Below are 13,175 nucleotides of genomic sequence, written 5' to 3'. Positions count from 1 at the left end.
AATTTTCAACCATTGTAAAAATTTTTGTAATTGTAATTTTATTATTTCATTTGGATTAGGAGATGAACTACCCGCCACTTAGCTTACGCTTGAAGTGTGGGATTCCTAAGAACACCTTCGTAACCGAAAGTTATGGATTAGGCTATCCCTGCGGTCCCCGCAGTTAGAAGTCGTATGGCTTCGTTTTTCAAATTTTTACTTGCGTTAATATCTCTATCATGATGGGCATAGCATTCTGGACAATCCCATTTGCGCAATTCGAGATGTTTAACGTCTTTATTCCGATAACCACAGCACGAACACAGTTGTGAACTTGGGAATGTTTTTGTTTCCGCAACAACTTGCTTGCCGTACCAGTTCGCTTTGTATTCAAGCATCGTTCGAAACTGCGCCCAACTGGCTTCACTAATGGCTTTTGCTAATTTATGGTTTTTCAGCATGTTTGACTCCTGCAAGTCTTCGATACTGATAATATCGTGGTTTTTAATAATTTCGGTAGAAAATTATGCAGGTAGTCCGCTCGCTTGTTTCTAATCTTTTCATGAAGACGAGCAACGTTGCGCTTTTGTTTTTATAATTTTTTGCTTCGCTCAATTTTCGTTTTTGTTTTATCGCTTGTGCTTTTCGTTTGGACAACACGCGTTGTGCTTTTGCGAGTTTCGCTTCTAATTTGCGAAAGTATTTGGGGTTTTCGTATATCGTTTCATCTGATAAGATAGCGAAATCTTTTAACCCTACGTCTAACAACGGAACCCGTTTTTTCAAGCGGCTGTACATCCGTTTCAACTAAAACAGAGACAAAATATTTACCACTTGGATTGCGTCGAATGTCTACTGATAAAAAAGAAGTAGACATGTCATCAACTATCAAGAAATGTTTTCCCAGACGTAGATCAAAGGAGGCTGGTTGTATGCTTAAGTCCTTATAAGGAGTAATAGACATCCGTTCATTCTTTATTAATTGTTTAATCGTTTGCCCTGATAAAATCACCCGTTCTCACTCCTAATCATGAAATTCACCAATTAAATGGATCTCTAAATTATGATAGTGTTGCGTACTTTTTATCCTGCAAAAAAGTAGATTCCTACCGCAAGAATAGCTCTTCTTGAAAACGAAATAAGGCAAATGGCGAGCACAGCAGTTAAGCAGGGGGCTACACGACAAAAAGACTACGTTTTAACAATTCTCACCATATGCCTTCCATCCATAGACTAGGAAGTCTTCCAGCTAAGCTCTTTGCTAATCGTAAATAACGTTACTAGCCCATAGCGTTGAAGCTAAGTAAACATCTGGCTAATAGACATATCCTCTAAAAAACCGCTCTGTCCCCAAACCATCCTTTCTAATAAAAAATGGGCGTTGCATCCACAGGTAAAGAAAGTAGATATAATTATCGGCATAGCTAATCGACTGAAAATCGATAATACGCTTATTGTTTAAGCAAAAAATGCAACAAGACGCTATGGTTGATCTGATCCCTTTACATTATTTAGCAACACTCGTTTTGCACCAGTCAAATGACGGAACAAACCTGATTTCTCAACAGATTCACAACCTACTAGCAATATTTTCTATGCGGGCACCAGGAGAGGACTGTATGCGTTCTAACATTGACACCTCTCCCCACACATCGAAAGATCTTTAAGATAAAAGTTTTCTTGCTGATACTGCTCTAAAATCGATAAATCCAAGTTTAACCGATAGCCGATCGTTTCTGCTATTATTGCAAACCGCTGGCGAAATTTATAAATAAAACAAAAAATGTGGTCTTTGTGCCGAAGTTCCGGCCCTGCTAGAAATAGACCAGAAGTTGCCACAGATTCATCTATTTCATTGACAAGTACTTCATCATATTGACCACGTGTCACTAAATTTTCTATCTTAGTTGTGCTACCAATGAAGCCAGTGGCTAATATTGGTTTTTCCGTTGTAAAATAAACTTTTCCGCTACTTGTATAGACGTCATATCCTGAAGATACGGCTTCTATTCGTGTGACGGCTGTATTGCCAACAACTGTTAACAAATCGGATCCTAATAAATGACAAACACGACTATATGTGTAAGTGGAAAGGGCTATGCTTGGATCACTATTGTCTAGCTCCCAAGTATTCGTTTTAGCTATAATAGTAGTTTTTTTGCCGAAACGTCCTAAGTGAAATGCCGCATCCATACCACTTTCATAGCCTCCGATGATAATGAAATCATCGCCTTCTAGTTCCCGCCAAGATGGAATCAGACTATTGTGTACACCAAGTTCTGCACCAGGGAAAGGTCGTAAATTAGGATATTGGTATTGTCCTGCTGCCCAAACGACATAGCGACTTTGGTAGATCCCTTGTGTCGTATCTATCGTAAAGATACCATCCTTTTTATGAATTTGTTTTACTTGCACGCCCTTTTTAATAGGAAGAGCAAAATGATCTGCCACTACATCTAGGTATTCAGCATACGCTTCGCCAGTAGGATGCTCCATATTTAACGTATAAGCTGGTGAAGTTTTAGGGACAATTGCATTTAAATCTGTTTGACCAAATCCCTGCGCTGGAAAAGAAGGTGTAATAAATCTCATTTCTTCCGGCCATCGTAAAAAAGAAGCTCCTACCTCTTCTTTCTCTAGAATCAAATAAGATGTACAATTCATTTGTTGTAACAAAGTTGCGACACCAATTCCAGAGGGTCCAGCTCCTACAATAACGACATCATATATCTTATTCACAGTTATCACCCTTTAAATCATAATCATTCCGATTTGAATTATAAAAAATTAAGCAAGACAATATTGAAAGCCTTTTGCTAGTTCTTGATAATCTAAATGCTTCCCAATAAATACTATCTCACTTTGACGCGGTTCATTATCTGCCCATTCAGTCCCCTCTGTACCTGCAAACAGCATATGTACACCTTGAAAAACGACTCGTTTCTCTAGGTGATTTATATGGAGTACTCCTTTATAACGATATAAATTTTCTCCTTTAAAGTGGACTAAATAGGCGAACCATCTATTCACTTTTTCTAAATCGAGAGGACGACCTTCTCGAAAAACAAAAGAAGTGACTTGATCATTATGATGATGGTGATGCGTTTCTACTAATAGTTTTGGATCTATTTTTAATAAATTACCTAAATCAAAGGATTTTTTTCCTATTAAATCTTGAATGTTTACATTTGCATATGTAGTATAAACACGCTTCGCATGTGGATTCATGTTGACCAGCTGTTGTTCCAGCTTAATTTTTTCATTCGCAGTAATCAAATCCATTTTATTTATCAACAGAATATCAGCAAAAGCGATTTGCTTCCCAGGTTCTTCTTCCTTTAAATGTAGCCATATATGCTGGGCATCCACCATCGTAATCACACTGTCAATTTCAAATGACTTGCCTGTTTTTTCATCCATCAAAAAGGTTTGAATGACCGGAGCTGGATTAGCCATACCTGTTGTCTCAATGATAACACGGTCGATTTTCTCTTCCTGTGCGATCAAATTACTTAATATGTTGATTAAATCGCCTCGTACATTACAGCAAATACAACCACTGTTAATTTCGATAATTTCTTCCCTCGTTGATACCACTAAGTGACTATCGATTGATGTGTCACCAAATTCATTAATGATGACAGCAATTTTTTGTTTTGGCATATCTTTTAACAAGTTATTGAGCAATGTTGTTTTTCCTGCACCTAAAAAACCAGTTAAAATTGTTACCGGAATGGTTTGTTTCTGTGACAATGTCCTTTCCCTCCTCTTCTTTGTACGAAGAATTAATTATTATTTTGTATAAAAAATAATACAGGGACAACACTTTAAGATGCCCCTGTTAACTTATTTTAGTCCTCCAAAACGCTAGTCTCTACCAGCTAGCTTTTTTCACACCTGGTATTTGCCCTTTATGAGCATATTCTCTAAAGGCAATACGTGACATATTGAACTTTCGCATGTAGCCACGTGGTCTGCCTGTAACTTCACAGCGATTTTTCAAGCGAGTTGGAGAAGAATCTCGTGGTAATTTACGAATTGCTTCATAATCACCTTTTGCTTTTAACTCTTTTCTCAAGGTAGCATATTGTTCAACCATCTTCTGGCGTTTTTTCTCTTTTGCAATTTTAGACTTTTTTGCCATTTTATCTACTCCTGTCAATAATTATACTCTATCTCCAAGCCATCCTTAAATCGTAATGATTACGTGTTAGAAGTTATTATAAAACATCTTTGCTAAATTGTAAATAGTAATGATTACGATTTATGATTTTAATTCCTTACTTTATCTACTTTGAACTTAATCATTTATTTTTTCGATAAATATAGCAGTTTTTGCTTAAATTTGTCGTTTATACTATGCTGTAGTAATTTAATTTTACTTTCAATTTACAGATCACCCTGTGAATGAAATTGAAACACCAATTATGCATTTTGCTACTAATTGTCGAAATAATTTAATCTACAAAGAGGAAAACATTATTCTTTTATTTATTTGACATAATTTAGAATTCTCCACTTGTACGGTTGATTTTCGTTAATAAATGACAAACCATCTGCACTATCATATAATAATTGTATAAAAGCTGGAGTATTAAACTTGGTGCGAACCTGAAGTGCACATAAAAACCCTAGGGGATTCGCACCTTAACTTAGTTGCTTTATGTAAATATATGGAATAAAATAAAGGGGAAATAAGATTTTTTTCCTAAAAGCAATATATTTTTGACTACTTTTGTAAACTTTTAGGTAAAAATCGCTGTCGCACCTTATATAGGTGCGTGGATTGAAATCTCATCCTGTGGTGCGTTTGCCTTTAACTCATTAGTCGCACCTTATATAGGTGCGTGGATTGAAATGTGTATTATTTTATTTTTATCGTCTATCTCAACAGTCGCACCTTATATAGGTGCGTGAATAGAAACGCACTTATTGTTTAGCAGACCCTTGCAAATCGAGTAGAGGGAAAAGCTAGATAACTTTTCTCCCCTCTCACACCACCAGTATATACGGTTCCGTATACGGTGGTTTCATTTGGGATCAGTTTAAGCACTCTTGGGTCTTTGATCTTCTGACTCAATGTGCGCATTAATCTGTCGTGATGTACTTTATCGAAGAACTTCTCTAAATCCATATCGATAACCCAACGATAGCCATCTTTTATATAGCTTCTCGCTTTCCTGACCGCGTCATGTCCTCGTCTATTCGGGCGGAAACTATAACTGTGTTCAGAGAATGTTGGGTCATAGATGGTTGTTAGAACTTGTGCGATTGCTTGTTGGAGGAATCGGTCTAACACGGTAGGAATTCCTAGCTTCCTCATTCCGCCGTTTGGTTTCGGGATTTCGACACGACGAACGAGTTGAGGATAGTAGGTACCTCCTTCGAGTTGTCCTCGAATGGAAGCCCAGTGTTCCATGATATGCGCTCGTAGGTTTTGTACATGTATCTCATCCACACCATGGCTTCCTTTATTTCGCTCGACACGTTTCAGTGCGAGTATAAAGTTTTCCCGTGATAGAATGCTTCCCAACATGATATCTAACTCCTGCGTGAATGGCTCCTTCTTCTTGTGTGGCAATTACTTTCAGCCCTTCTAGCATCCCCCACGGATTCAACGTTTCCTTCACTAAGAAGGTTTACATGGTTCTGCTTCATCAAGTATTGCGTACGCAAAGCGACCATTCTTCTTAAATGATTTAGTCCTTCCCAGATATCCTAGAAATATCTAGTACTACGGCTTCGGCTGACTTCTGATAGTTCAGCGAACACTTACATGTTCGGTTACGGCGTATGCGTCGCATTTCTATCAGACCTCCCAGCGTAAGCGCATATTCTTCCTCTCCTTGTCCTTCCTTCATTTACTTGATGTATCCTTTGGCAGTACGGGCTTTAACTTGATTAGCAGTCTCACTCAAATACATCTAGCCTCGTATGAAGTTCGTGTTCCTAAAAGCGGAGATTTGCCGCCGACTTCCTTCAGATTCGGGATCACCCCAGACACCCTTGTCTTGAGCTAACCACTACTACTGCCTTCGTGGCTCGGGACTTCAACCCTAGAGAATATGCACATGCCTGGCACACCAAAAAGAAAACACACCGTTTGATATGATATGCTCCCAATATGGTAGACAGAGAAATAATAAAAACTTTCTACTACTATATTGGGGGCATTTTCTATGTCTAAAAGAAGAAGTAAACATACGTTAGATGAAAGAATCGAGGCGGTATTACGTGTGATTGAGGGATGGCGTCTGTCAGTACGATTGCTAAAGAATACTCTGTTGACCGTACTACGATTAACTTATGGGTGCGTAAATACGAAGCAGATGGGGTGGATGGTTTAAAGGAAGCGAGGACATGGAAGAAGTATTCCAGCGAACTGAAAAGGGAAGCTGTTGAATTTTATCTAAATGGAGAAGGCAGTCTGATAATGACTTGTGAGAAGTTTAATATTTCATCTAATTCGGTTTTACGTCAATGGATAAACCAGTATACTAGTGGGAAAGAGATAAAATCTACTAGTAAAGGAAGAGAAACCATGACAAAAGGGCGTAAAACCACACTTCAAGAACGCATTGAAATTGTCCAATATACGTTTGCTAACGAACGCAATTATCATGAGGCGGCTAAAAAGTATAACGTTTCTTATCAACAAGTATATAGCTCAATACGTAAATATGAAAAAGATGGGAAACAGGGTCTTCAGTATCGTCGTGGAAAACGCTAGAATCAAAGGCTAGCCTTACCGAAGAAGAGAAATTACAACTTCGTATTAAAGAACTGGAACACCGTAATCAGTATTTAGAGGCGGAGAATGGCTTCTTATATAAAGTTGAAGGAAATCGAAAGGGGGATGGGACAGCGCGACTAGGTAAACATCTAGCTAAATTTCAAGCGATTCATGACTATCACCAGGAGACAACAATACCCATTCTATTACTCTGTGACATTTTAGATGTATCCCGATCTGGGTACTATAAATGGTTGAAACATTAACCTTCAGAACGACAAAGGGAAAATGAATGGCTCATGAAAAAGTGAAAGAGGAATTCAGAAAGTATAACGGTAACTCCGCTATCGTCGAATAACCATGGCGATCAATCGCCAATATAAGAAGCAATATGACGAGAAAAGAATTCGACGCTTCATGATTCAAATGGGCTTAAAATCGCATATTCGTCGCTCCAATGGCTATTCCACGAAGACAAGCTATATCAATATTGAAGAAAACATTTTGAATCATGAATTTACTGCGGGGAAGCCGAATGAGAAGTGGGTAACGGATATCACGCATGTGACGTATGGCTTTGGTAACAAGGCTTATTTAAGTGCCATTAAGGACCTTTATGACGGTTCGATTGTCGCCTATCAGGTTGGGCGCTATAATGACAATCCTTTGTTTATGAACACGCTAAAAGAAGCGATAGAGGCAAATCCTGACGCAACCCCTTTAATTCACAGCGATCGTGGTTCACCATACACATCAAAGGAATATCGTTATCTTACGACGGAAGCTGGGATGAAACGCAGTATGTCCCGTGTAGGCAATTGTATTGATAACGCACCAATTGAAAGCTTCTTTGGTCATTTTAAATGTGAAAGCTATGACTTAAAGAATTACAAGAACTTTGAGGCGCTAGAAAAAGATATTGATAAGTACATTACATTCTATAATGAGGAACGATACCAAAAGAGATTAAACAGCCTAGCACCATTAGAATACCGGCACCAGGCTGTGGCATAATTTTTTATTTTTTCACTGTCTACTTGACAGGGCGAGTTCAATAAGGTATGGGTTTTTTGCACGATTTCTGTTAATAGTCTATTTTTATTTAAAGTAATTGAATATCACACTGCCTATTATTATTACTAATACAAGTACAATCATAAAACCAGGACTGCCAATAAATGCTCTATCAAATTGATCTTTCTGGTTATCGTTTCTATTTCTTCCCATAAAACCACTTCCTTTTAAATTAGTATTTTTGATCATACATACTCATAATACTGTTCGTGACATCTTTTATCGTTTTTACAGTGATTAATTTAATCGTAATACATTTAATCTAATTTGTTAATTATTTATAATATATTACAATTCATTCATTTTTCTGATATTATTTAGTTAGTAGAATATTAGGAGGTTATTGAGAAATGAAAAAATTTTTTTGAGTTTGTTTATTTTGACCTGTCTGTTCTTTGTCTTTGGTTTTAGTCACCCGTCTAATGCTGAAAAGGCCATTGTCAACAACAAAGAAAAAAGCATTGAAGAATCTTACAGGGATGCTACAAATGGCATATCTGACATTGATACTAGTAAGTTTGGTGTATCATCAGAAATATCTGCAATTAGCAGAAATTTAACGTCTGAAGCTCCTATAGCTATTGAGGAATATAGTACAGCACAAATACTATCTGAAACTGTAGATGATAAAGGAAATAAAGACCAGTTAATAGCTGTAACTGTTTTTAATGATATAGAGTTAAAAGAAGAGGGTGCAAAAATTAGAACATTGGGTGATAAAGGAAATGAAGAACTAACTCCCTTTGTAAGGGCATATAACAGGATTTATTACCAGAATTCAACGGATCGAGGAGTCGCTTATGCCAAACTAACGCGGGTCACTGGTGGCTGGGAAGTATTCAATCCCTTAACAACCTTATCAAATAGAGTGGTTCGTTACGGATCTTCTGGTTGGCCGAATGGCTCTCAAGCAACGGTTAAGTATCCAATTGGGAATACTTATTCTTATAAAACCCCTTCATCTTGGAAAAGAACTGCATTGACAGGTTCATATGCTATCGGTACTAACTCAACAGTAACAGTTAAGAGGGGTTCTTCGACCTGGACTGTAAAAGTTAAAACTAATTTATAAAAATGATTGTCTAATTAATTGGTTGGTGTGGGACAGTATTCAACCGAATGCATACGATTCAATTTCGCTTTTATCTAATTGTTCTCATGGTGAAGTTGTAATTGAATGAATGATGCTTAGTGGTACGCTTGGTTATTTTAAAAAAATCCACATCGTGTGTTACGGTGTGGATTTTTGGGTCTCGGTTTGTTGATCTTGTCGGATTTATAGCAAGAGCTACTACCTCGTTTTTTTTATTTAATAACTTCGAATTCAATGCGTGGCTCATAATTGAATAAACTCACTTGGTTACCTAAGTTATCTTCAAGGTATACCGCAAATACCTCGTACTCCCCTAGGGGTGCGTTTGACGGTAACTCTCTGTTGAAATCGAAGGTCTCTCCATTGAATGTTGCAAAGTCATTATACTGTACGCCGGTTTGCTTGTGTTCCACATACAAAAAAACGGATTTGACCCCACTCTTATCCTCTGCATCAATGTTGATATGAACTTGTTCGCCTTGTTTGTACTGGTCTTTATCAATTGCTATGCTCTTTAATGTCGGAGCGTCAGCGTCCAATGATCCACCAACAACTTCAAACGTCGCGTTGACGTCAAACACATCTTGTTCATTACCTGAATGGTCTCGGATCGTAAGGTATTGAATACCGTAAGTACCATTCAACGCGTTGTCAGGAAGTTGGAAGCGAAATTCATGATAACCGTTTACCTCTTCTGAGAAACCTTGAAAGGTGTATTCCTCGGAGGACAAGTGCTGGATAGAAGGAAAGACCCAATCGATTCCACTCTCATCATCTGTCGCTTCGATTTTTAGCACCACTTCTTCACCTGGTTGATACTGTTCTTTGTCGAATACAGCGTTCTGGAAAACCGCTTTCTCTGTATCCGTTGATTCTCCGATCAGATCAAAGCTTGCGCCTGGATTGAAAATATTTGTCTTCACTCCTGCAGAGTCGGTTATAATAATCGCTTGTATGGCGTATTTCCCTGATGGTGCTTCTTCCGGAAGATGGATTTTGACCTCTGTTCCAGATTCTGAATAGATAACGTTGTTACTAGAAAATAGTCGTTTGGTCTGTTCATGTTCGATTTGAACCCACACCCGCTCGATTTCATTCGTACCTGCTTCGCTGTTTACTGTGAGCTCAACCGGCTCGCCAGCTTGGAATGCCTCTTTTGCAAATTCTGCTCTGAGAAACTTCGGTTTCACATACTCCTCAGCATTGACCCCGCTCGTTAAAAAGACAGCTACTAGACTGATGAGAGCCACTCCACCTAATATTTTGTTTAATAACCGCATTATAATTCCCTCCAAATAAATAATCTTGATCACATTAATAATATCATCAAACAAGAGCTGAGCGTGAATTCTGATTCAGCCTCTTTGACAATCTTTTTCCGGTTTCGCACTGTGCAACCTAATATCAAATTATAGAAAGAAAGCTTATAACGTAAAAATATGCTGTGGTACGATTTGTCATTCTCTATGATTCCAATAAAGCGAATGGTTTCGGCATGAGGAAGTTTACCAGTCTACGTTTGCAAGTTCTAACTGTCTTTTGGCTTTCCTGAATATATAATCGAGGTTTTGATCTTGCTTAATCGTCCGTCATGTTCCAAATGTTTATTTGAAATCCACACGTTCTGTTTCGTGTCGTTGATTAAAAATCGCTTCGCTTTTGTGTGTTTGTAATTGCGTTTAATCGGCCGAAGCGGTATGCCTTGGTAGAATTGCAGTTTGAAATTCATAGATTCCTTTCCACTATTATAGCACCAGGTGCTAGATTTTCTTTTCGTCCAACAATCCGATATCATACATCTGCTTGTCTTTTTGATGGTCAACTAACTTTCCAGCCACTGTATTTGCATAAGGGGGGATTTTTCCTTTATAATAGCCGGTCTTCAGTTCATCCTCACTGAAAGGAGGTCCTGATTTCAATACGGGCGTTGTTCCCCATTTCACTTTTTTCTTGAGCAAAGAATTATATCTACGCTTACCGGGCAAATATATCGTATGTCCTTCCCGATTTTTGTAGTACCAATCCAATAGTTGAGGCCCGATTTCACTAGCATGACATTTCTGACAGTGATACGGTCCGCGTTGAACCATACCAATACCGTTATCCACCCAATCAGTGTCCATTTCGTCACCGCAGTAAGGACATGTTTCTGTTGGTGTATCATATGCACTCATTTGTCATTCCTCCTTGTTTATTTCGATATGGTGTCAAATATGGTGTAGCACATATTGCATGTCTTAATACATACTGTGTGGAAACTAAACCGATAACTGATTTCAGTCACTGGTTCATTTCGCTTGCAATTGCGATTTTTTGGAGAATATTCCCTTTTTTATCTGTTTTTATAGCGTCCAGTTGACCACCGAATGCGCACCCTCCATCAATATCGACTTTGTCGCCTTTCTCACTCGTCCAAATGTCGTAATTGTCTTTTTCATCATGAATTAAACCAGTTGGGGTGTGGCCGAAAAATACGGTTTTGGGTGCTTTTTCTGTGGAGTGTATAAACTGATTACGTATCCAGTTCATCGATTTTTTATCTCTTCGTCAGTCATCGATTTTTAGATTAATACCTGCATGGACGAAAATACAATGATCGGTTTCGTAGTAGAATGGAAGTTCATGTAAAAGTCTCAATTCCCTCATATAATTATAGAGGATTTGTTGCCCGCGCTGTTTGCGACTCGAAAACGGATTGGGAACTTCCCGAATCCTATTTGGCATACCTTGAAAAGAGTCACCAAAATAAAATCATCTATCAAACGAAAACAACAGAAGAAACATCCAAGCTGGAATTTCTCATTCAACAAGCACATGGTTTATATGTGTTGATTAAAGATCATGCTGAAGTGGAAAACTTCCGTAGTTTTGAACATCTTGCACGTCTTCTAAAGGAACAATCGATCACAACAAAAGACGGCAGTGTTATGCCTGTGGAAGGTGCAAAACTAACCTCCCAAATTCTACAAAATCCATCTGATCCAGATGCGACTTTTCGACATAAAGCTGGTGAATCCCATATTGGACATAGCTTAAACTTTGTAGAGGTTTACGACAATGAAACAGATATGGGATTAATTATGCATGCCGATGTAAAGGAAAACACCTACAGCGACGCTCAATACGGAGAAGATTTTGTCAAGAATCATCCACTTGCCAAGGAAATGGATACGCTAGCTGTGGATGGAGCTTACTATCGTCAAGAAACCGTGAAGCATGCAGATGAATTAGGGCTTGAAATCAACTTTTCGCAAATGACTGGTCGTGCTGTTGCAGAAGATTCTATTGGTGTAGATCAATTTAAAATAGACCCGGAAACCCGGAAAATTACACGATGCCCCCAAGGTCATCAACCTATTTTTTCCTTGTACGATGAGATAAAAGAGACACATACTGCAAAATTTTATAAAGAACATTGTCAGAACTGTCCACTATTCGAACGATGCCAAGTGAAAGAGCAAAAACGTGCCTATCATATTTCGTTTAGTGAAAACAAAATCCGCACAGACCAGACACGTTCCAAAATGGGTACAGATCGCCACCGGAAACTGTCTAATTATCGCGCAGGTGTGGAAGGTGTACCATCCGTCTTAAAACGGGCATATCGATTAGAGCATTTGCCTGTCAGGGGACAAGTGCGCTCAAATTTTTGCCTCCATCATCGCCCAAAACTTCAAAAGATGCAGGAAATACATCAAAAGGAGTGGTCTTCCCACTTTTATGCTTCGTATATTTCGAAAAAAATTTGCGATCAAAAGAATTTTGATCACAAAGACAGCACTCTAACTTTCTTCGGCAATAAAAAACTCGTTTTTGGGATCTAACCATTATAAAACATCTTTACTAAATTTAAATATAGCAGTATTTTTACTTAAATTTTCCGTTTATACTGCTGGAGTAATTTAATTTTACTTTTAGTTTACAGATTACCCTGTGAATGAAATGAAATACCAATTATGCATTTTGCTACTAATTGTCGAAATAATTTAATCTACAAAGAGGAAAACATCATTCTTTGATTTTATTTGCACATATTTTAAGATTCTTCCACTTGTACGATTGATTTTCGTTAATAAATGACAAACCATCTGCACTATCATATAATAATTGTATAAAAGCTAGAGTATTAAACTTGGTGCGAACCTGAAGTGCACATAAAAACCCTAGGGGATTCGCACCATTATTTATATTATTTTTGGCAAATATTGGAAAAACGAAGAGAAAACGTTCATTTTTTTAACTTTCCCTCTCTAAAACTGGAAGTTTTTTGTTATATTTGTAAAATTTTATGTTAAA

General features: G+C 37.9%; 8 protein-coding genes and 3 pseudogenes. 3 read left to right on the top strand and 8 right to left on the bottom strand.

From position 1 onward, the window contains the following. Positions 1 to 137 precede the first annotated feature (137 nt). From BKP57_RS15670 to BKP57_RS15650, 5 genes and pseudogenes are all read right to left on the bottom strand, one after another. Positions 138 to 991 (bottom strand): annotated as a pseudogene (locus tag BKP57_RS15670) (2'-deoxycytidine 5'-triphosphate deaminase domain-containing protein). A gap of 614 nt (positions 992 to 1,605) precedes the next feature. Then, positions 1,606 to 2,718, bottom strand: a complete 1,113-nt coding sequence (locus BKP57_RS15665) for an NAD(P)/FAD-dependent oxidoreductase (protein ID WP_198035000.1) — start codon at positions 2,716 to 2,718, stop codon at positions 1,606 to 1,608. Between the two features lie 48 nt (positions 2,719 to 2,766). After that, positions 2,767 to 3,732, bottom strand: a complete 966-nt coding sequence (locus BKP57_RS15660; protein ID WP_072741928.1) for a CobW family GTP-binding protein — start codon at positions 3,730 to 3,732, stop codon at positions 2,767 to 2,769. Between the two features lie 121 nt (positions 3,733 to 3,853). After that, a complete protein-coding gene (gene rpsN / locus BKP57_RS15655) occupies positions 3,854 to 4,123 on the bottom strand; it encodes a 30S ribosomal protein S14 (protein WP_050351196.1) in 270 nt (89 codons plus the stop codon). An 894-nt stretch (positions 4,124 to 5,017) separates the two neighbouring features. Continuing rightward, a pseudogene (locus BKP57_RS15650) lies at positions 5,018 to 5,515 on the bottom strand (reverse transcriptase domain-containing protein); the annotation flags it as partial. A 643-nt stretch (positions 5,516 to 6,158) separates the two neighbouring features. On the opposite strand from BKP57_RS15650, the pseudogene BKP57_RS21745 reads away from it, so the two are divergent. Beyond that, a pseudogene (locus BKP57_RS21745) lies at positions 6,159 to 7,726 on the top strand (IS3 family transposase). Positions 7,727 to 8,129: 403 nt separating this feature from the next. Further along, positions 8,130 to 8,858: a hypothetical protein gene (locus tag BKP57_RS15630; RefSeq protein WP_072741925.1), complete on the top strand. Its 729-nt coding sequence runs from the start codon at positions 8,130 to 8,132 to the stop codon at positions 8,856 to 8,858. Positions 8,859 to 9,091: 233 nt separating this feature from the next. Here BKP57_RS15630 and BKP57_RS15625 read toward each other — a convergent pair whose 3' ends face one another. The 3 genes from BKP57_RS15625 to BKP57_RS15610 form a co-directional block, all read right to left on the bottom strand. Beyond that, complete coding sequence (locus BKP57_RS15625) at positions 9,092 to 10,159, bottom strand: alpha-2-macroglobulin family protein (RefSeq protein ID WP_050351199.1); 1,068 nt, start codon at positions 10,157 to 10,159, stop codon at positions 9,092 to 9,094. 480 nt (positions 10,160 to 10,639) lie between these two features. Next, positions 10,640 to 11,053 carry a hypothetical protein gene (locus BKP57_RS15615; RefSeq protein WP_072741924.1) on the bottom strand — a complete coding sequence of 138 codons (414 nt, stop codon included), beginning with the start codon at positions 11,051 to 11,053 and terminating at the stop codon, positions 10,640 to 10,642. A gap of 106 nt (positions 11,054 to 11,159) precedes the next feature. After that, the gene (locus BKP57_RS15610) at positions 11,160 to 11,408 is read right to left on the bottom strand and encodes a hypothetical protein (RefSeq protein WP_050351201.1); all 249 of its coding nucleotides are present in this window, start codon (positions 11,406 to 11,408) and stop codon (positions 11,160 to 11,162) included. A gap of 83 nt (positions 11,409 to 11,491) precedes the next feature. On the opposite strand from BKP57_RS15610, the gene BKP57_RS15605 reads away from it, so the two are divergent. Then, entirely contained in the window at positions 11,492 to 12,703 is a 1,212-nt protein-coding gene (locus BKP57_RS15605; RefSeq protein WP_072741923.1) for a transposase, read from the top strand. Positions 12,704 to 13,175: the final 472 nt, after the last annotated feature.

It is taken from the genome of Virgibacillus sp. 6R, assembly GCF_001895305.1.
GTDB classification, from domain to species: domain Bacteria; phylum Bacillota; class Bacilli; order Bacillales; family Amphibacillaceae; genus Virgibacillus; species Virgibacillus pantothenticus.
The sequence above is the reverse complement of the archived record's forward strand: the minus strand, read 5'-3'. Positions and strand labels throughout refer to the sequence as shown.